The 18,708-nt window shown below is 63.5% G+C and carries 27 protein-coding genes; 26 read left to right on the forward strand and 1 reads right to left on the reverse strand.

What is annotated here, in order from left to right; translation table 11 throughout:
* The first annotated feature begins 9 nt into the window (after positions 1 to 9).
* The 24 genes from rplB to CLM74_RS04205 all read left to right on the forward strand — a co-directional run bounded on the left by rplB (position 10) and on the right by CLM74_RS04205 (position 13,066).
* On the forward strand, positions 10 to 837 hold the full coding sequence (rplB, locus tag CLM74_RS04090; protein WP_025879304.1) for a 50S ribosomal protein L2: 828 nt from the start codon (positions 10 to 12) through the stop codon (positions 835 to 837).
* 6 nt (positions 838 to 843) lie between these two features.
* On the forward strand, positions 844 to 1,113 hold the full coding sequence (gene rpsS, locus CLM74_RS04095) for a 30S ribosomal protein S19 (protein WP_004145340.1): 270 nt from the start codon (positions 844 to 846) through the stop codon (positions 1,111 to 1,113).
* 12 nt (positions 1,114 to 1,125) lie between these two features.
* Positions 1,126 to 1,461, forward strand: a complete 336-nt coding sequence (gene rplV / locus CLM74_RS04100) for a 50S ribosomal protein L22 (RefSeq protein ID WP_004145348.1) — start codon at positions 1,126 to 1,128, stop codon at positions 1,459 to 1,461.
* A gap of 18 nt (positions 1,462 to 1,479) precedes the next feature.
* Positions 1,480 to 2,214: a 30S ribosomal protein S3 gene (rpsC, locus tag CLM74_RS04105; protein WP_004145350.1), complete on the forward strand. Its 735-nt coding sequence runs from the start codon at positions 1,480 to 1,482 to the stop codon at positions 2,212 to 2,214.
* Positions 2,215 to 2,219: 5 nt separating this feature from the next.
* Complete coding sequence (gene rplP / locus CLM74_RS04110) at positions 2,220 to 2,633, forward strand: 50S ribosomal protein L16 (protein WP_025879305.1); 414 nt, start codon at positions 2,220 to 2,222, stop codon at positions 2,631 to 2,633.
* Positions 2,633 to 2,818 carry a 50S ribosomal protein L29 gene (rpmC, locus tag CLM74_RS04115; RefSeq protein ID WP_025879306.1) on the forward strand — a complete coding sequence of 62 codons (186 nt, stop codon included), beginning with the start codon at positions 2,633 to 2,635 and terminating at the stop codon, positions 2,816 to 2,818. The genes rplP and rpmC overlap by 1 nt, the downstream gene beginning before the upstream one ends.
* Positions 2,819 to 2,829: 11 nt before the next feature.
* Entirely contained in the window at positions 2,830 to 3,099 is a 270-nt protein-coding gene (gene rpsQ, locus CLM74_RS04120) for a 30S ribosomal protein S17 (protein WP_004145355.1), read from the forward strand.
* Between the two features lie 12 nt (positions 3,100 to 3,111).
* A complete protein-coding gene (rplN, locus tag CLM74_RS04125) occupies positions 3,112 to 3,480 on the forward strand; it encodes a 50S ribosomal protein L14 (protein WP_025879307.1) in 369 nt (122 codons plus the stop codon).
* A 16-nt stretch (positions 3,481 to 3,496) separates the two neighbouring features.
* Entirely contained in the window at positions 3,497 to 3,814 is a 318-nt protein-coding gene (gene rplX / locus CLM74_RS04130) for a 50S ribosomal protein L24 (protein WP_025879308.1), read from the forward strand.
* An 11-nt stretch (positions 3,815 to 3,825) separates the two neighbouring features.
* Positions 3,826 to 4,368: a 50S ribosomal protein L5 gene (gene rplE, locus CLM74_RS04135; protein ID WP_025879309.1), complete on the forward strand. Its 543-nt coding sequence runs from the start codon at positions 3,826 to 3,828 to the stop codon at positions 4,366 to 4,368.
* Between the two features lie 18 nt (positions 4,369 to 4,386).
* Positions 4,387 to 4,692: a 30S ribosomal protein S14 gene (gene rpsN, locus CLM74_RS04140; protein ID WP_032977438.1), complete on the forward strand. Its 306-nt coding sequence runs from the start codon at positions 4,387 to 4,389 to the stop codon at positions 4,690 to 4,692.
* Positions 4,693 to 4,925: 233 nt separating this feature from the next.
* Entirely contained in the window at positions 4,926 to 5,324 is a 399-nt protein-coding gene (gene rpsH / locus CLM74_RS04145; protein WP_025879311.1) for a 30S ribosomal protein S8, read from the forward strand.
* 17 nt (positions 5,325 to 5,341) lie between these two features.
* Complete coding sequence (gene rplF / locus CLM74_RS04150; protein ID WP_025879312.1) at positions 5,342 to 5,866, forward strand: 50S ribosomal protein L6; 525 nt, start codon at positions 5,342 to 5,344, stop codon at positions 5,864 to 5,866.
* 32 nt (positions 5,867 to 5,898) lie between these two features.
* A complete protein-coding gene (gene rplR / locus CLM74_RS04155; RefSeq protein WP_025879313.1) occupies positions 5,899 to 6,252 on the forward strand; it encodes a 50S ribosomal protein L18 in 354 nt (117 codons plus the stop codon).
* A 161-nt stretch (positions 6,253 to 6,413) separates the two neighbouring features.
* The gene (gene rpsE / locus CLM74_RS04160; protein WP_025879314.1) at positions 6,414 to 6,956 is read left to right on the forward strand and encodes a 30S ribosomal protein S5; all 543 of its coding nucleotides are present in this window, start codon (positions 6,414 to 6,416) and stop codon (positions 6,954 to 6,956) included.
* The gene (gene rpmD, locus CLM74_RS04165; RefSeq protein ID WP_025879315.1) at positions 6,949 to 7,140 is read left to right on the forward strand and encodes a 50S ribosomal protein L30; all 192 of its coding nucleotides are present in this window, start codon (positions 6,949 to 6,951) and stop codon (positions 7,138 to 7,140) included. The genes rpsE and rpmD overlap by 8 nt, the downstream gene beginning before the upstream one ends.
* Positions 7,141 to 7,144: 4 nt before the next feature.
* Positions 7,145 to 7,588, forward strand: coding sequence for a 50S ribosomal protein L15 (gene rplO / locus CLM74_RS04170; protein ID WP_025879316.1), 444 nt, complete (start codon positions 7,145 to 7,147; stop codon positions 7,586 to 7,588).
* Positions 7,589 to 7,595: 7 nt separating this feature from the next.
* Complete coding sequence (gene secY / locus CLM74_RS04175) at positions 7,596 to 8,963, forward strand: preprotein translocase subunit SecY (protein ID WP_025879317.1); 1,368 nt, start codon at positions 7,596 to 7,598, stop codon at positions 8,961 to 8,963.
* A 346-nt stretch (positions 8,964 to 9,309) separates the two neighbouring features.
* On the forward strand, positions 9,310 to 9,666 hold the full coding sequence (gene rpsM, locus CLM74_RS04180) for a 30S ribosomal protein S13 (RefSeq protein WP_025879318.1): 357 nt from the start codon (positions 9,310 to 9,312) through the stop codon (positions 9,664 to 9,666).
* A gap of 11 nt (positions 9,667 to 9,677) precedes the next feature.
* Positions 9,678 to 10,067 (forward strand): 30S ribosomal protein S11, encoded by a 390-nt coding sequence (gene rpsK, locus CLM74_RS04185; RefSeq protein ID WP_004145443.1) that lies wholly within the window; start codon positions 9,678 to 9,680, stop codon positions 10,065 to 10,067.
* Between the two features lie 15 nt (positions 10,068 to 10,082).
* Positions 10,083 to 10,712: a 30S ribosomal protein S4 gene (rpsD, locus tag CLM74_RS04190; protein ID WP_025879319.1), complete on the forward strand. Its 630-nt coding sequence runs from the start codon at positions 10,083 to 10,085 to the stop codon at positions 10,710 to 10,712.
* A 55-nt stretch (positions 10,713 to 10,767) separates the two neighbouring features.
* Positions 10,768 to 11,766, forward strand: coding sequence for a DNA-directed RNA polymerase subunit alpha (gene rpoA / locus CLM74_RS04195; RefSeq protein ID WP_025879320.1), 999 nt, complete (start codon positions 10,768 to 10,770; stop codon positions 11,764 to 11,766).
* Positions 11,767 to 11,963: 197 nt separating this feature from the next.
* Complete coding sequence (gene rplQ / locus CLM74_RS04200) at positions 11,964 to 12,347, forward strand: 50S ribosomal protein L17 (RefSeq protein WP_025879321.1); 384 nt, start codon at positions 11,964 to 11,966, stop codon at positions 12,345 to 12,347.
* A gap of 212 nt (positions 12,348 to 12,559) precedes the next feature.
* Positions 12,560 to 13,066 (forward strand): disulfide bond formation protein B, encoded by a 507-nt coding sequence (locus CLM74_RS04205; protein ID WP_025879322.1) that lies wholly within the window; start codon positions 12,560 to 12,562, stop codon positions 13,064 to 13,066.
* Between the two features lie 77 nt (positions 13,067 to 13,143).
* Here CLM74_RS04205 and CLM74_RS04210 read toward each other — a convergent pair whose 3' ends face one another.
* Positions 13,144 to 15,270: a TonB-dependent receptor gene (locus tag CLM74_RS04210; protein WP_105163495.1), complete on the reverse strand. Its 2,127-nt coding sequence runs from the start codon at positions 15,268 to 15,270 to the stop codon at positions 13,144 to 13,146.
* Positions 15,271 to 15,493: 223 nt separating this feature from the next.
* Here CLM74_RS04210 and CLM74_RS04215 point away from each other — a divergent pair, with 223 nt between their 5' ends.
* Entirely contained in the window at positions 15,494 to 16,885 is a 1,392-nt protein-coding gene (locus CLM74_RS04215; protein ID WP_105163496.1) for a 3-deoxy-7-phosphoheptulonate synthase class II, read from the forward strand.
* Between the two features lie 666 nt (positions 16,886 to 17,551).
* Positions 17,552 to 18,697, forward strand: coding sequence for a mechanosensitive ion channel family protein (locus CLM74_RS04220; protein ID WP_199776076.1), 1,146 nt, complete (start codon positions 17,552 to 17,554; stop codon positions 18,695 to 18,697).
* Positions 18,698 to 18,708 lie beyond the last annotated feature (11 nt).

Here is an 18,708-nt window from a genome sequence, read left to right on the forward strand (position 1 = left end):
GTACATCCCATGCCATTGATGAAATTCAAGCCCACTTCTCCCGGTCGCCGTTCGGCCGTGCGCGTGGTTACTCCCGACCTGCACAAGGGCGCTCCGCACGCTCCGCTGGTCGAGTCGCAGAGCCGTTCCGGTGGTCGTAACCACCACGGCCGCATCACCGTGCGTCACGTCGGTGGTGGCCACAAGCAGCACTACCGCCTGATTGACTTCAAGCGCAACAAGCTGGGCATCCCGGCGCGCGTGGAACGCATCGAATACGATCCGAACCGCACCGCGCACATCGCCCTGCTGTGCTACGTCGACGGCGAGCGTCGCTACATCATCGCCCCGAAGGGTCTGAAGGCTGGTGATCAGGTGATCGCTGGTTCGGATGCTCCGATCAAGGCGGGCAACACCCTGCCGCTGCGCAACATCCCGGTCGGTACCACCATCCACTGCATCGAGCTGAAGCCGGGCAAGGGCGCTCAGATCGCTCGCGCTGCAGGTGCTGCCGTGCAGCTGGTTGCTCGTGAAGGCATCTACGCCACCCTGCGCCTGCGCTCGGGTGAGATGCGCAAGGTTCCGGTTGAATGCTGCGCGACCATCGGCGAAGTCGGCAACGACGAGCACAGCCTGGAAAAGCTGGGCAAGGCCGGTGCCAAGCGCTGGCGCGGCGTCCGCCCGACCGTTCGTGGTGCTGCCATGAACCCGGTTGACCACCCGCACGGTGGTGGTGAGGCGAAGGCCGGCCAGGGTAACCCGCATCCGGTCACCCCGTGGGGTGTTCCGACCAAGGGTTACAAGACGCGCCATAACAAGCGCACTCAGCAGTTCATCGTCCGCGATCGTAGGGGCTAATCGACCATGGCACGTTCACTCAAGAAGGGCCCGTTTGTCGATCACCACCTGGTTGCTAAGGTGGCTGCCGCTGCGGGTAGCAAGCGTCCGATCAAGACCTGGTCGCGTCGTTCGATGATCCTGCCTGACATGGTAGGCGTCACCATTGCCGTGCATAACGGCAAGAACCACATCCCGGTTCTCGTCAACGAGAACATGGTCGGCCACAAGCTCGGCGAATTTGCCATCACCCGGACCTTCAAGGGTCACGGTGGTGACAAGAAGTCGGGCAAGTAAGGAGAGATGACAATGGAAGCGAAAGCCATCCTGCGCACCGCGCGCATCTCCCCGCAGAAGGCACGTCTGGTCGCTGACCAGGTGCGCGGTCTGCCGGCCGAGCGTGCCGTCAACCTGCTGAAGTTCTCGGACAAGAAGGCTGCCCACCTGATCAAGAAGGTGGTGGAGTCGGCTATTGCAAATGCCGAGAACAACCAGGGCGCCGACGTCGACGAGCTGAAGGTTCAGACCATCATGGTAGATGAAGGTCCGACCCTGAAGCGTTTCATGGCGCGGGCGAAAGGCCGCGGTACCCGCATCCTCAAGCGCACCAGCCACATCACTGTGGTTGTGGGCGCCGCCAAGTAAGCGGATAAGGAAAAGACCATGGGTCATAAAGTTCATCCGATTGGTATCCGCCTCGGCATTTCCAAGGACTGGAACTCCAAGTGGTACGCCAACAAGGCCGAGTTCGCTGGTTACCTGGCAGCCGACCTGAAAGTGCGCGAAATGCTGCGCAAGAAGCTGGCGCAGGCCGGCATCAGCAAGATCCTGATCGAGCGTCCGGCAAAGACCGCTCGCGTGACGATCCACACCGCCCGTCCGGGCGTGGTGATCGGCAAGCGCGGTGAGGACATCGAGAAGCTGCGCAAGGAAGTGAGCGAGATGATGGGCGTCCCGGCGCACATCAACGTCACCGAAGTGCGCAAGCCCGAGCTGGACGCACAGCTGGTTGCCGAATCGATCGCGCAGCAGCTGGAGCGTCGCATCATGTTCCGCCGCGCAATGAAGCGCTCGGTCGGCAACGCGATGCGCCTGGGTGCCCTGGGCATCAAGGTCAACGTGGGTGGCCGCCTCAACGGTGCAGAAATCGCCCGTTCGGAGTGGTACCGCGAAGGCCGCGTGCCGCTGCACACGCTGCGTGCCGACATCGACTACGGCTTCGCTGAAGCCAAGACGACCTACGGCATCATCGGCATCAAGGTCTGGATCTACAAGGGCGAGGTCTTCGATTTCTCCCAGGTTGGCCAGGAAAAGCAGGACGACACCCCGTCGCGCAACGATCGTCATGATCGCGGCGACCGCGGTGACCGTCAGCGCCCGGCTCGTGAAGCGAGGTAACGACAATGTTGCAACCCAAGCGAACCAAGTACCGCAAGGTGCACAAGGGCCGTAACGAAGGCCTCAGCTGGAGCGCAAACGCTGTCAGCTTTGGCGAGTACGGCCTGAAGGCAACCGCCCACGGTCAGCTGACCGCGCGTCAGATCGAAGCGGCTCGCCGTTCGATCAGCCGCTACGTGAAGCGCGGCGGCAAGATGTGGATCCGAGTGTTCCCCGACAAGCCCATCACCAAGAAGCCCATCGAAGTTCGAATGGGTTCGGGTAAGGGCAACGTGGAATACTGGGTGGCCCAGATCCAGCCCGGCCGCATGATCTATGAAATCGAGGGTGTTACCGAGGAAGTGGCACGCGAGGCGTTCCGCCTGGCCGCTGCCAAGCTCTCGGTCACCACCACTTTCGTGACCCGGACGGTGCGCTGATGGATATCAAAACTCTCCGTGAAAAGTCGGCTGACGACCTCAAGGCCCACCTGATCGACCTGCGTAAGGAACAGTTCTCTGTCCGTATGCAGCAGGTCACCGGCCAGCTGCCGAAGACACACGACATCCGCCGGGTGCGTCGCGAAATTGCTCGCGTCAAGACCCTGCTCGGCAGCACGAAGTAAGGATGGCCGCTATGAGCGACAATACTGAAAACAAAGCGCTGCGCACGGTCGAAGGCCGTGTCGTCAGCAACAAGATGGACAAGACGGTTACCGTCCTGGTCGAGCGTCAGGTCAAGCACGCACTGTACGGCAAGTACATCAAGCGCTCGACGAAGCTGCACGCCCACGATGCCGACAACGCCTGCAAGGAAGGCGATGTCGTCCGCGTGACCGAGATTGCTCCGATGTCCAAGACCAAGAACTGGCGCGTGGTGGAAGTCATCACGCGTGCGGCTGAATAAGGAGTCTGAATCATGATCCAGATGCAGAGCTACCTTGACGTCGCCGACAATTCTGGTGCCAAGCGAGTGATGTGCTTCAAGGTGCTGGGTGGTTCCAAGCGCCGTTACGCCGGCATCGGCGACATCATCAAGGTCACCGTGAAGGATGCGATTCCGCGCGGCAAGGTCAAGAAGGGTGAAGTGTATGACGCCGTCGTGGTGCGTACCCGCAAGGGTGTGCGTCGCGCCGACGGCTCGCTGATCCGCTTCGACGGCAACGCCGCCGTTCTGCTTAACAACAAGCAGGAGCCGATCGGGACCCGTATCTTCGGGCCGGTGACTCGTGAACTTCGTTCGGAGAAGTTCATGAAGATCGTCTCGCTCGCTCCCGAAGTGCTGTGAGCGACAGGAGATAATCATGGCTAACCGTATCAAGAAGGGCGACCAGGTTGTCGTCAACGCCGGCAAGGACAAGGGTAAGCAGGGCGAAGTCGTCCGCGTCGATGGCGACCGTCTGGTCGTCGCCAACGTGAACATCGTCAAGCGCCACACCAAGCCGAACCCGCAGGCAGGTGTTGCCGGCGGCGTGGTCGAGCGTGAAGCGTCGATCCATATCTCCAACGTGAATGTGCTGAACCCGGCTTCGGGCAAGGGCGAGCGCGTTGGCTTCAAGGTGCTGGAGGATGGACGCAAACTGCGTGTGTTCCGCTCCAGCGGTGAGGCGCTCGACGCCTGAGGAATGAGAAGATGACTTCCCGTCTCGAAAAGTTTTACAAGGAAGAAGTGGTGCCGGCGCTGATGAAGCAGTTCGGTTACACCAATTCCATGCAGGTGCCGAAGCTGGTCAAAGTCACCCTGAACATGGGTGTCGGCGAAGCGGCCACCAACAAGAAGATCCTGGAAAACGCCGTCGGCGACATGACCAAGATCTCGGGCCAGAAGCCGATCGTCACCAAGTCGCGTATCTCGGTGGCATCGTTCAAGATCCGTGATGGTTGGCCGATCGGCTGCAAGACCACGCTGCGTCGCCACAAGATGTACGAGTTCCTGGACCGCCTGATCAACATCTCGCTGCCGCGCGTGCGCGACTTCCGTGGTGTTTCCGGTCGTTCCTTCGACGGTCGCGGCAACTTCAACATGGGTGTGAAGGAACAGATCATCTTCCCGGAAATCGACTTCGACGCTGTCGACGCGATCCGCGGTATGGATATCGCCATCACCACCACTGCGAAGACCGACGCGGAAGCGAAGGCGCTGCTGGCAGCGTTCAAGTTCCCGTTCCGTAACTGATTCGTCGAGGAAACCGAAATGGCAAAGACCTCCATGGTCAACCGCGACATCAAGCGGAAGAAGCTGGCTGAAAAGTTCGCTGTCAAGCGTGCTGCTCTGAAGAAGATCGTGTCCTCCCCGGATGCGAGCTACGAAGAGAAGATCGAGGCCGCCACCAAGTTGTCGAAGCTGCCGCGCGATTCGTCGCCGAGCCGCCATCGCAACCGTTGCGAACTGTCTGGCCGCCCGCGTGGCGTGTACAGCAAGTTCGGCCTGGGTCGCAACAAGCTGCGTGAAGCCACCATGCGTGGCGACGTTCCGGGCCTGCGCAAGGCCAGCTGGTAACCCCAGCCGGTCCTGCCAGCGAGGGCTCCCCCCGGGGGGCTTCGCAGCCGGGGAGGGGAGGCGTTCAGCTTTCCCTCTGCAAAAAACCGAAGAGCCCGACGCAAGTCGGGCTCTTTTGGCGTATACTCCCGCGTCTTGCTCTGCGCAACGCGTAGGGGTAGGGGGCCTGGCCCGTTTCCAGGAGACAACAGATTTTCGCGAAAGCGGATATCGGTGCACTCAAAGGTACTCATATGAGCATGACTGATCCCATCGCCGACCTGCTGGTCCGCATCAAGAATGCGGCAGCGGTTGGCAAGCAGACGGTGAAAGCCCCGTCGTCCAAGATCAAGGTTGCGATCGCCCAGGTCCTGAAGGACGAGGGTTACATCGCCGACCTGCGCGTGACCGCGCTCGAGAACAACAAGTCCGAGCTGGAAATCGTGCTGAAGTATTTCGAAGGCAAGCCGGTCATCGCGACCCTGAAGCGCTTCTCGCGTTCGGGCCTGCGCCAGTACCGCGGCAAGAGCGAACTGCCGAAGGTCATGAACGGCCTGGGCATTTCCATCATTTCCACTTCCAAGGGCATCATGACTGATGCGCAGGCGCGCCAGTTGGGCGTCGGCGGCGAAGTCCTGTGCTTCGTGGCCTAAGGCGAAAGGAGTAGACCATGTCCCGTGTAGCCAAGAAGCCGATCGACCTGGGTAAGGTTGAACTGAACGTCCAGAACGACAGCGTCATCGCCAAGGGCCCGAAGGGCACCCTGTCGCTGGCCAAGCCGGCTGGCATCAACATCAATGTCGAAAACGGCGTTGCCACCCTGAGCACCGACAACGTGGAGCTGATCCCGCTGACCGGTACCGTCCGCGCCATCCTGTCCAACATGGTCAAGGGTGTTTCCGAAGGCTTCGAGCGCAAGCTTGAGCTGGTCGGCGTGGGTTACCGTGCCGCGATGCAGGGCAAGGACCTCAGCCTGTCGCTGGGTTACTCGCACCCGATCGTGTTCGTGGCGCCGGAAGGCATCACCATCACCACCCCGACCCAGACTGAAATCCTGGTGCAGGGCGCTGACAAGCAGGCCGTCGGTGAAGCTGCCGCCAAGATCCGTGCGTTCCGCAAGCCGGAGCCGTACAAGGGCAAGGGCGTGAAGTACTCCGACGAAGTCATCATTCGCAAGGAAGCCAAGAAGGCCTAATTAGGACCTTCCGCTTTCCAGGGAAAAAGATCATGAACAAGAACATCGCCCGCCTGCGTCGCGCCAAGTCGACCCGTGCCCACATCCGTGTGCTCGGTGTGGCCCGCCTGTCGGTGCTGCGCACCGGCCAGCACCTGTATGCACAGGTCTTCACCGCTGACGGCTCGAAGGTGCTGGCTGCCGCCAACACCACCCAGGCCGACATCAAGGAAGGCCTGAAGAACGGCAAGAACGCCGATGCCGCCGCCAAGGTTGGCCGCATCGTCGCTGAGCGTGCCAAGGCCGCCGGCGTCGAGAAGGTTGCCTTCGATCGTTCGGGTTACCGTTACCACGGCCGCATCAAGGCCCTGGCTGACGCTGCCCGCGAAGCCGGCCTGCAGTTCTAAGGGATCAGGGCAGGGGACTCCGGTCCCCATGCCCGCCTGCTCGCCAGCCTGAGTGAGGCTGGGCGGCGCCGCTCTTCTGCAGCGGCCCACCGCAACAACGCACCACTCCACAACCATAAGCGGCATCGAGCCGTACATAACCCAACAACCAAGGAATAAACATGGCAGAAGAACGTCAGCAGCGGGGTCGCGATCGCGACCGTAACCGCGAAGAGAAAGTCGATGACGGCATGATCGAAAAGCTGGTCGCGGTCAATCGCGTCAGCAAGACCGTCAAGGGTGGCCGTCAGTTCACCTTCACCGCCCTGACTGTTGTCGGCGACGGCGAAGGCAAGGTCGGTTTCGGTTATGGCAAGGCACGCGAAGTGCCGGTCGCCATCCAGAAGTCGATGGAGCAGGCTCGCAAGAACCAGGTCACCGTCGATCTGAACAACGGCACCCTGTGGCACACCATCAAGGATGGTCACGGCGCAGCGCGCGTGTTCATGCAGCCGGCTTCCGAAGGTACCGGCGTCATTGCCGGTGGTGCCATGCGCGCCGTGCTGGAAGCAGTTGGCGTGAAGAACGTGCTGGCCAAGGCCACCGGTTCGCGCAACCCGATCAACCTGGTGCGTGCCACCGTGAAGGGCCTGACTGCAGCGCAGTCGCCGGCTCGCATCGCGGCCAAGCGCGGCAAGAAGGTGGAGGATCTCAACCATGGCTAATGAAACCAACAAGACCGTCAAGGTCCGTCTGGTTCGCGGCCTGCGTGGTGCCCAGGCGCGTCATCGCCTGTCGGTGCGTGCGCTGGGTCTGGGCAAGCTCAACGATGTGCGTGAACTGAAGGACAGCCCGCAGGTTCGCGGTCTGATCAACAAGGTCCACTACCTCGTCAAGGTTGAGGAATAATCCAATGACCATGCATCTGAATGAATTGAGCCCGGCACCGGGCGCTCGTAAAGAGCGTACCCGCGTCGGTCGCGGTATCGGCTCCGGCCTGGGCAAGACCTGCGGCCGCGGCCACAAGGGTTCGTTTGCCCGTAAGGGTGGCGGCAAGATCAAGGCTGGCTTCGAAGGCGGCCAGACCCCCATGCAGCGTCGTCTGCCGAAGATCGGCTTCCGTTCGCCGATCGCCAAGGACACCGCTGAAGTGCTGCTGTACCAGCTGGACAAGCTGCCGGCCGGCGAGATCGACTTCGCTGTCCTGCGTGCTGCCAAGCTGGTCCCGAGCACTGCCAAGAAGGCCAAGGTCGTCGTCAAGGGCGAAGTGACCAAGGCGTTCACCCTGAAGGGTGTTGCTGCCACGGCCGGTGCCAAGGCTGCGATCGAAGCTGCCGGCGGCAGCGTAACGGAGTAAGAGAATCATGGCGCAAGCTGGCATCGGTAACCTCGCGGGCGGAATGGGCAAGTTCACTGAACTTCGCCAACGTTTGCTGTTCGTCGTCGGGGCTTTGATCGTCTATCGCATTGGCTGCTACGTGCCGGTGCCGGGCGTCAATCCCGATGCCATGCTTGCCATGATGCAACAGCAGGGCGGCGGCATCGTGGACATGTTCAACATGTTCTCGGGCGGCGCCCTGCACCGTTTCAGCATTTTCGCGCTGAACGTGATGCCATACATCTCGGCATCGATCGTGATGCAGCTGGCTGTGCACATCTTCCCCGCCTTGAAGGCGATGCAGAAGGAAGGTGAGTCCGGCCGCCGCAAGATCACCCAGTATTCGCGCATCGGCGCTGTGCTGCTCGCAGTGGTGCAGGGCGGTTCGATCGCGCTGGCGCTGCAGGGCCAGGTGTCGCCGACCGGTGCACCGGTCGTGTACATGCCGGGCATGGGCTTCGTGCTCACTGCCGTGGTCGCACTGACCGCCGGCACCATGTTCCTGATGTGGGTTGGTGAGCAGGTGACCGAGCGCGGCATCGGCAACGGCGTCTCGCTGATCATCTTCGCCGGTATCGTGGCGGGCCTGCCGGGTGCGGTCATCCACACCTTCGACGCCTACCGCGACGGCAACATCCAGTTCATCCAGCTGCTGCTGATCGCCATCGTCGTGCTCGCCTTCACCTTCTTCGTGGTGTTCGTCGAACGCGGTCAGCGCCGGATCACGGTGAACTACGCGCGCCGCCAGGGCGGTCGCAACGCGTACATGAACCAGACCTCGTTCCTGCCGCTGAAGCTGAACATGGCCGGCGTCATCCCGGCGATCTTCGCCTCGAGCCTGCTGGCCTTCCCGGCCACCCTGGCCATGTGGTCCGGCCAGGCTGCCAACCAGAGCACCTTTGGCCAGACCCTGCAGAAGGTCGCCAATGCCCTGGGTCCGGGCGAGCCGCTGCACATGATCGTGTTCGCTGCGCTGATCACCGGTTTCGCGTTCTTCTATACCGCGCTGGTGTTCAACTCGCAGGAAACCGCCGACAACCTGAAGAAGTCGGGCGCGCTGATTCCGGGCATCCGTCCGGGCAAGGCCACCGCCGACTACATCGACGGCGTGCTGACCCGACTGACTGCTGCCGGTTCGGCTTACCTGGTGATCGTCTGCCTGCTGCCGGAACTGATGCGCACGCAGCTGAACGCCTCGTTCTATTTCGGCGGTACTTCGCTGTTGATCGTGGTGGTGGTGGTGATGGACTTCATCGCCCAAGTGCAGGCGCACCTGATGTCCCACCAGTACGAGAGCCTGCTGAAGAAGGCCAACCTGAAGGGCGGCAACCGCGGCGGTTTTGCTCGCGGCTGATTAGCCTGTTATACTTTCGTCTTCCTGACGTGATGGTCCTCCGCTTCGCGGACTCTGGCCACACAAACGAAGGGCGGCCCCCGCAGCGGTTCCGGGTGGGGGTGTGATGAGGTGGTCCCGCGCTGGAGTAGCGCGGGCGGCCCGGGAGGCAACTCCAGGTCCAACCCCATCCGGCGCCGGAGCCTGGGCACACTCCCCGGGCCGGGTTCATGAAACCTCTGGTTTCACGGGCTTCCAAGTAAACCGGAACCTTGTTAGTATCACTGGTTCACTTTTTTGATCCATCCTGCCGGATCGGCGTGCCTTGAGCGCGCTGTCGGCCATCACTCAGCTGGAGAACCGCGTCATGGCGCGTATTGCAGGCGTCAACCTGCCAGCCCAGAAGCATGTCTGGGTCGGGTTGCAAAGCATTTACGGCATCGGCCGTACCCGTTCGAAGAAGGTCTGCGAAGTCGCAGGCGTCACTTCGACCACCAAGATCCGCGATCTGTCGGAGCCGGAAATCGAGCGCCTGCGCGCCGAAGTCGGCAAGTACATCGTGGAAGGCGATCTGCGCCGTGAAATCGGTATCGCGATCAAGCGCCTGATGGACCTGGGCTGCTACCGCGGCCTGCGTCACCGTCGCGGTCTGCCGCTGCGTGGCCAGCGCACCCGTACCAACGCCCGCACCCGCAAGGGCCCGCGCAAGGCGATCAGGAAGTAAGGGACATATAAATGGCTAAGCCTGCTGCTAAGACCAAGAAGAAGATCAAGCGCGTCGTCACCGACGGCGTTGCCCACGTCCACGCTTCGTTCAACAACACCATCGTGACCATCACCGACCGTCAGGGCAACGCTCTGTCGTGGGCGACCTCCGGTGGCGCTGGCTTCCGCGGTTCGCGCAAGTCGACCCCGTTCGCAGCCCAGGTGGCTGCCGAAAAGGCCGGTCGTGCTGCGCTGGACTACGGCGTGAAGTCGCTGGAAGTCCGCATCAAGGGTCCGGGTCCGGGCCGTGAGTCGGCCGTGCGTTCGTTGAACAACGTCGGCTACAAGATCACCAACATCATCGACGTGACGCCTATCCCGCACAACGGGTGCCGTCCGCCGAAGAAGCGTCGCGTCTAAAGGGAGCGATAAGAAATGGCTCGTTATATCGGTCCTACCTGTAAGCTCGCCCGTCGCGAAGGCGCCGACCTGTCCCTGAAGAGCCCGGCGCGTGCGCTGGACTCCAAGTGCAAGTTGGAGCAGAAGCCCGGCCAGCATGGCGCCACTGCCCGCAAGGGCAAGCTGTCCGACTACGCTACCCAGCTGCGTGAAAAGCAGAAGGTCAAGCGTATCTACGGTCTGCTGGAGCGTCAGTTCCGCAACTACTACAAGAAGGCCTCGACCAAGAAGGGCAACACCGGCGAGAACCTCCTGCAGCTGCTGGAAACCCGCCTGGACAACGTTGTCTACCGCATGGGCTTCGCCGTGACCCGTCCGGCTGCCCGTCAGCTGGTGTCGCACCGCGGCGTCACCGTGAATGGCAAGTCGGTCAACCTGGCCTCGTACCAGGTCAAGGCTGGCGACGCCATCGCCCTGTCTGAAAAGGCTGCCAAGCAGCTGCGCGTCCAGGAAGCCCTGACCGTCGCCGCCCAGCATGACCTGAGCCCGTCGTGGGTTGAAGTGGATTCCGGCAAGTTCTCCGGCATCTTCAAGGCTGTTCCGGATCGTTCGGATCTGCCTGCGGACATCAACGAAGCGCTGATCGTCGAGCTGTATTCGAAGTAATTCACATTGGAGAGCCCCCGGCGACGGCCGGGGGTTCACTAGGAGAACCCGCAACATGACGGTTACCGCCAACCAGGTTCTGCGTCCTCGCGGTCCGCAGATCGAACGCATTACCGACACCCGTGCAAAGGTCGTTATCGAACCTTTGGAGCGGGGTTACGGGCATACGCTGGGTAATGCCCTGCGTCGCGTGCTGCTGTCGTCCATCCCGGGCTTCGCCATCACGGAAGTCGAAATCGACGGCGTGTTGCATGAGTACACCACGGTCGAAGGTCTGCAGGAGGACGTGCTGGAAGTCCTGCTGAACCTGAAGGACGTGGCCATCCGTATGCACTCCGGCGACAACGCGACTCTGTCCCTGTCCAAGCAGGGTCCGGGCGTTGTCACCGCTGCCGACATCAAGGTCGACCACAATGTGGAGATCTTGAACGGCGACCACGTGATCTGCCACCTGACCAAGGACACGGCAGTGAACATGCGTCTGAAGATCGAGCGTGGTTTCGGCTATCAGCCGGCAGCTGCGCGTCGTCGTCCGGACGAAGAAACCCGTGCCATCGGCCGTCTGGTCCTGGATGCCTCGTTCTCGCCGGTCCGCCGTGTCGCCTATGCCGTGGAAGCGGCTCGTGTCGAACAGCGCACCGACCTGGACAAGCTGGTCATCGATATCGAGACCAACGGCACCATCGACGCCGAAGAAGCAGTGCGTACCGCTGCCGACATCCTCAGCGATCAGCTGTCGGTGTTCGGTGACTTCACCCATCGCGACCGCGGTGCGGCGAAGCCGGCCAACAACGGCGTGGATCCGGTGCTGCTGCGCCCGATCGACGATCTGGAGCTGACCGTGCGTTCGGCCAACTGCCTCAAGGCCGAGAGCATCTACTACATCGGCGATCTGATCCAGAAGACCGAAGTCGAGCTGCTGAAGACCCCGAACCTGGGTAAGAAGTCGCTCACCGAGATCAAGGAAGTGCTGGCCCAGCGTGGCCTGTCGCTCGGCATGAAGCTGGAGAACTGGCCGCCGGCCGGCGTCGCCAGCCACGGCATGCTGGGCTGATACCGCCTTTCTGCAAGACCGCATGGCCCCGTCGGCAACGACGGGGCCATTGCACCAAGGCAATACCGCCACGACGAACGAAGGTTCGCGGGCAGGTCGTCCAGGACGGATGGCCAGGACCAACCGCAGTCCGAGCAGCAGCGCCAGGAAGGCGACAACGATCCGCAAAGCCACATCATTAACCAAGGAATATCACCATGCGTCACCAGAAATCCGGCCGTAAGTTCAGCCGTACCAGCGCCCACCGCGAAGCGATGTTCAAGAACATGGCCGCCTCGCTGTTCAAGCACGAGCTGATCAAGACCACCCTGCCGAAGGCCAAGGAACTGCGCCGCGTCGCCGAGCCGCTGATCACCCTGGCCAAGGTCGACTCCGTCGCCAACCGTCGTCTGGCCTTTGCCCGCCTGCGCGACAACGAAGCCGTCGGCAACCTGTTCACCATCCTGGGCCCGCGCTACGCGAACCGTCCGGGCGGTTACCTGCGCCTGCTGAAGTGCGGCTTCCGCGCCGGCGACAACGCGCCGATGGCCTACGTTGAGCTGGTTGACCGTCCGGTCGTGGCTGAAGCCGTCGAAGAGTAATCGACGCGCGACACCCGTCATTCGGTGAAGAACCCGGCCTCGTGCCGGGTTTTTCCGTTTCTGGGCAACGGATGGAGATCCACGCCGGGCGTGGATGATCCCGCATGTTGCGGCGCGCGCGCCGGCGTGTTCCGACGGGCGCGACGTTGTGGCGGTTCGAACGGCGCGCACTCTCGGTTACGCTTGCGGTCCGTACTACACGAGCGTTGCCGATGAATCCTCTGCGCTGGCCTTTCCGCGCCCAGTTCCTGTTGGGCTTCCTGATCTGCGCGGGCCTGCTGGGCTACGCGATTTTCCTGCAGCTGAAGATGGGGCTGGAACCGTGTCCGCTGTGCATCTTCCAGCGCCTGGCGTTCGCGGCCCTGGGCCTGCTGTTCCTGATCGGCGCCCTGCATGGGCCGTCCAACCGTCCGGGGCGGGCGACCTACGGCATCCTCGCTTTCATCGCTGCCGCCGTGGGCGTGGGCATCGCCGCGCGCCATGTGTACGTGCAGATGCTGCCGCCGGAAATGGGGGCGACCTGTGGCCCGCCGCTGGCCTTCCTGCGCGAGACCATGGGGCCGCTGGAAGTGTTCCGCACCGTGCTGACCGGCACCGGCAACTGCGGCAACATCGACTGGACGTTCCTTGGTCTGACCATGCCGATGTGGTCGGGCGTGTGGTTCGTGCTGCTGGCGCTGTGGGCGCTGGTGGTGTCGCTGCGCAAGGTCAAGCACTGAGCCAGTCCGGAGCCACGCATGGCGTGGCTCTACTGTTTTCCGGTAGTGCCGGCCGCTGGCCGGCAGTCGGCGCTACCTCAAAAATCCTGCTGCAGGCTCAGATAGGCGCCGCGACGTGGTCCCCACTGCGGTGCGAACACGCCAATGCCGCCGCCATCGCGCAGCTGGTAGCTTCGGTCCAGTGTGTTGAGTACGGCCAGTTGCACATGCAGCGGATGACCGCTGTCGGCGTTGAAGTCATGCGCGGCGCTGAGATTGACCTGCAGGTACGACGGTAGTTCGCCGCCATTGGGCACGCCCTCGATGTCCGAACGCAGGCCGCTGCCATACACGTAGTTCGCACCTACCCGATTGTGGCCAGCGAACGCATAGCTGACGCCGCCGGAAGACGTCAGCTTCTGGTCGTGGTCCAGATGGATCCAGTTCTGTTGCACGTAGGCCAGTGCATCCGGATCGAGGTTGTACTGGCTGGTGATGACCTGGGTGCCCATGGCCTTGTTGTAGGCCGCGTTGAAGTACGCGCTGATCGGCCCGTTGCTGTAGTCGGCGCTGAACTCCAGACCATGGATGTGGCCGCGGCGATAGTTGAAGGTGGAATAGATGTAGGCGGCGCCGAACTGGCCTTCGTCCTGCAGGCGGTGCACGCGTCGGTCGTAGGCATCCAGGCCGAGGGTGAGGTGGTCGCCGACCTGCTGTGACACGCCGATATCGTAGTAGTCGCTGCGCTCGGACAACGGCGTGTTGCTGCCATCGGCGGGTTGCTGGTTGCTGGTGCCATCGAACAGGGCAAGATCGCTGCCGCCAACCAGTTCGCTGGCGGGCGGGGTGAAGTAGCGCGAATAGCCGGCGTGCACGGTAGTGCTGTCGCTGGCGTTCCAGACCACGCCCAGACGTGGGCTGAGCTGGCCCTCGGTGTGACCGAAGGCCTTGAAGCGGTCGCCGCGCAGGCCGTAATTGACGGTCCAGTCATCGCCGATCCGCCACTCGTCCTGCACGTACAAGGCTGCGGTGCTGGCGTGGAAGGCATTGCGGTCCGGGATCAGCTGCGGCGTGGTGCTCGTCTGCCGCCCATCGGCGTCGACCGGGAAGACCCAGCTGCTGTTGTTGGCGGCGGCGTGTTCGTAGTTGCCATACAGGCCATAACGCAGGGTGTGGTTGTCGCCCAGGGGGGTGGAGAAATCGGCCTGCAGGGTGTCGGCGCGGTTGCTGCGCCGGACCTGCGAGGCGACGCCGCTGAACACCAGGTCGCCCACGACGTCCGGATTGAAGGCCACATCGCTGTAGCGCTGGCCAGCCGAGAGCTGGTACGCGGTCTGGCCAAGCGTGCCCTGCAGCACCAGCATGCCGAAGCGGGTGGTCTCGCGCTGGGTTTCGTCCAGCTGGCTGGAATCGAAGGTGGTGGTGTCCAGGTAGCCGAACTGCGGGGTCTGTCCCGGGTTGACCGGGATCTGGAAGCGGTTGTTGGCAAAGCCGGCGAACACGCTCAGGCGGGTGCTGTCGTTGACCAGATAGGTCAGGTCGGCAAAGGCCTTCCCCTGGTGGGTGTCGTCATGCAGCGGCCTGCGTGCGCTGGTGGGGTTCTCCAGCCCGACCTCGTTCTGGTCGTAGTTGCCGGTCAGGAACCAGCTCCAGCGGCCCTGGTTGCCCCACCAGGAGGCGTTCGGGTTGACCTTGCCGAACGAACCGGCGGTGATGCCAGCGCTGCCGCCGTTGCCCAGCTCGGCGCCACTGCGGGTGGTGATATCGACCACCGCGGCGGTGCGTTCACCGAACTGCGCCGGCAGCGCACCATCCATCAGGCGGATGCTCTTGATGGTGCGGGCATCCAGGGTCTGGCCGAAGCCGGAGATCGATTCGGGCAGCAGTACGCCGTTGATGCGGTACTGCAGGTTGGCGTGGTCGCCGCGCACGTGCACGCCGCCGTAGGAGTCCTGGACCACGCCCGGGGCCTGCAGCAGCACCTGGCTGAGCGGGGCGGAGGCGCCCAGCGGCTGCTTCTGGATGTCCTCGGCGGTGATCTGGTACTGGCTGCTGCCGATGTCCGGTGACAGGGCGTTGCGGGCCTGGTCGAGCTGAGCACTGACGGTGACTACGTCGAGGTCCTTGACCGCAGCCGCGCTGGCATCAGTGTCGGCGGCAAGCGCGGGTTGGCTGGTGAGGATCAGGGCGAAGGTGATGGCGGTGGTGAGCAGGGAGGGCTTCATGGGAAATGGGCAGGGAAGGGGGAGGGGGCCGGTCCATGAGGGAGTGTTACTCCGTAACAACTGCGTGCCGATCATGCGCCTGTCCGGCGATGGCGACCATGCCGTTTCTGGCCGATCACACGGCCCCTTTCCACACCGTTCAGGCAGTCATGACCGGGCCCGGCCCTTTGCGCCAGCGGCTGGCTCTGCGACCATGACCGCCCCCCACCCCCGGATGTCCGTGATGAGCCTGTCCGCCGTTCCGCCCGCCCCCGATCCTGCCGCCATCGCTGCTGGCGCCACCTGGTCACCGGAGAGCTGGCGGGGCAAGACCGCGCTGCAGATGCCGACCTATCCCGATCCGGTGGCCCTGGATGCCGCGCTGCACGAGCTGAAGCGGCTGCCGCCGCTGGTGACCTCGTGGGAGATCCTGGCGCTGAAGCAGCAGCTGGCCGACGCCCAGGAAGGCAAGCGTTTCCTGTTGCAGGGCGGCGACTGCGCGGAGAATTTCAGCGACTGCGAATCGGGCACGATCTCCAACCGGTTGAAGGTGCTGCTGCAGATGAGCCTGGTGCTGGTGCACGGCCTGCGCCAGCCGGTGATCCGCGTCGGCCGTTTTGCCGGCCAGTACGCCAAGCCGCGCTCGGCCGATACCGAGACCCGCGACGGCGTGACCCTGCCCAGCTACCGCGGCGATGTGATCAATGCGCCGGCCTTCACCGAGGCGGCGCGTCTGCCCGACCCGAAGCGGATGCTGCAGGCCCACGCGCATTCGGCGATGACGATGAACTTCGTGCGGGCGCTGATCGATGGCGGCTTCGCCGATCTGCACCATCCCGAATACTGGAACCTGGAATGGGTGAGCCATTCGCCGTTGGCCGCCGAGTACCAGAAGATGGTGGCCTCGATCGGTGATGCCGTGCACTTCATGGAGACCCTGGCCGGGGCCCGCGTGCACAACCTCAACCGCATCGATTTCTACACCTCGCATGAAGCGCTGCTGCTGCCCTACGAGCAGGCGCTGACCCGGCAGGTGCCGCGCCAGCAGGGCTGGTTGAACCTGAGCACGCACTATCCGTGGATCGGCATGCGTACCGCCGCGCTGGATGGCGCGCACGTGGAGTACCTGCGCGGCGTGCGCAATCCGATCGCGATCAAGGTGGGGCCGTCGGTGACGCCGGACCAGTTGCTGCGCCTGATCGATGTGCTCAACCCGGATGACGAGCCGGGCCGCCTGAGCTTCATTCACCGCATGGGCGCGGCGCAGATCGCGCAGAAGCTGCCGCCGTTGCTGGATGCGGTCAAGCGCGATGGTCGTCGCGTGTTGTGGGTGTGCGATGCGATGCACGGCAATACCGAAAGCACCGCCAACGGCTTCAAGACGCGGCGCTTCGACAACGTGCGCGGCGAGGTCGAGATGTCCTTCGACCTGCATGCGGCCGCAGGCACCCGTCTGGGTGGCGTGCATCTGGAGCTGACCGGTGAGGATGTGACCGAATGCACCGGCGGTGCGCGCGAACTGACCGAACGTGACCTGGAACGCGCCTATCGTTCGACCGTCGACCCGCGATTGAACTACGAGCAGTCGCTGGAGATCGCGATGGCGATCGTGCGCAAGCAGGAGCAAGTGCGGTAAGTGTGTTTCGGCAGGGCTGCGCCCTGCACCTGCCGGATCAACGTCAACATCAACGTCAAAAGCGGGCTATCCGTGGGTTGGCGGGGCGGTGTCGGAGTGCGGGGACGCCGCAAGTACGTCCCTGTAGGCTCAGCCGCGCCATCCATGGCGCGGATGCCCCGCAATCCGACACCGCCCCGCCTTCGACAGTTGTCCGGTGTCTGATGGATTCACACCATGCGTGGATGAATCTCCATCGGAATCGAATATTTCGAATTGAATTTGAAGAGCATCCACGCATGGCGTGGATCTACGTGTCGACCAAGGTCGACACCCACCAGCAGCGGGGATCGCCACCCGCCAACAGCCGCGGGAAATTGTCGAAGGCGGGGAGGGGGCAGATGGCGGGGGCGTGAGCGCCATGGATGGCGCGACCGAGCTTACATGGACGTACTTGCAGCGTCCCCCGCCATCTGTCCCCTCCCCGCCATCCCACGGAATGCAGGCTTTTGCTGTTGCTGTTGCTGTTGAGGTTGAGGTTGAGGTTGCCGGCCAGCGGCCGGCACTACCGCGGGTGCAGGGCGCAGCCCTGCCGAACACCCCCGCCTACATTCTGCTTACGAACGACTGACATTGTGCTCATGGTGCATGGGCCACGCTGTAGCTCGGTGTTTACAGCGAGGATGCATGGTGGTCTGGCAACAGCTGCAGCAGTACCTGTGGCCGATCGGCAGCGCCCTGGTGGTTGGCGGCCTGGGGGCTTGGGCCGTACTGGCCCTGTACCGCCGCCTGCGCGGGCGTGACCGGCGCCGTGCGCGCATCGGCCGGGTGATCGGACCGCCGCTGGCCCTTGCACTGCCCGTGCTGTTGCTGGTGCCGGCGCTGCAGGCCACGCCATTGCCGGAACACACGCTCGATCAACTGCTGCGCGTGCTGCACATCGCCCTGACCGCCTGCTTCATCTGGTTGCTGGTGCGCGGCGTTGCGGCGGGTGAGCGGGCGATCCTGCGCAGCCATCCGATCGATGTCTCCGACAACCTCGAAGCGCGCCGCATCCAGACCCAGACGCGAGTGCTCAGCCGCGTGCTGATGGGCGGCATCATCGTGCTCGGTGCTTCGCTGGTGCTGCTGACCTTCCCGATGGTGCAGAAGATCGGCACCGCACTGTTGGCGTCGGCGGGACTGATCGGCCTGGTGGCGGGTATCGCCGCCAAACCGGTGTTCGGCAATCTGATCGCCGGCCTGCAGATCGCGGTGACCCAGCCGATCCGACTCGATGACGTGGTGATCGTCGAGGGCGAATGGGGGCGCATCGAAGAGATCGGCAGCAGCTACGTGGTAGTGCGCATCTGGGATGAGCGGCGGATGGTGGTACCGCTGACCTGGTTCATCGAGCACCCGTTCCAGAACTGGACACGACGCAGTGCCGACCTGCTCGGTACGGCGTTCCTGTGGCTGGACTACCGTGCGCCGATCGCGGCGATACGTGCCGAGCTGGAACGCATCTGCCAGGGCCAGCCGCTGTGGGATGGACGGGTGTGCGTGACGCAGGTGACCGAGACCAGCGAGCGCGCGATCCAGGTGCGGCTGCTGGTCAGTGCGCGCAGTTCCGGTGATGCGTTCGACCTGCGCTGCTTGGTGCGCGAACGCATGCTGGATTTCCTCGCACGCGAACATCCGCAATCGTTGCCGCAGGTGCGCGCGCGCCTGCAGCGGGACGATGAGCTGGATATGCCGCGGATGCGGCGTGCAGGCAGCGCCGATGTGCGTTCACCCGGTGCGGAGGATGGTGAGGCGGCCATCGCGCCGGCGGAGCCGCGCCCGGAATGGTAGCGCCGGGCGAT

Source organism: Stenotrophomonas sp. MYb57 (assembly GCF_002966815.1).
GTDB lineage: Bacteria > Pseudomonadota > Gammaproteobacteria > Xanthomonadales > Xanthomonadaceae > Stenotrophomonas > Stenotrophomonas indicatrix.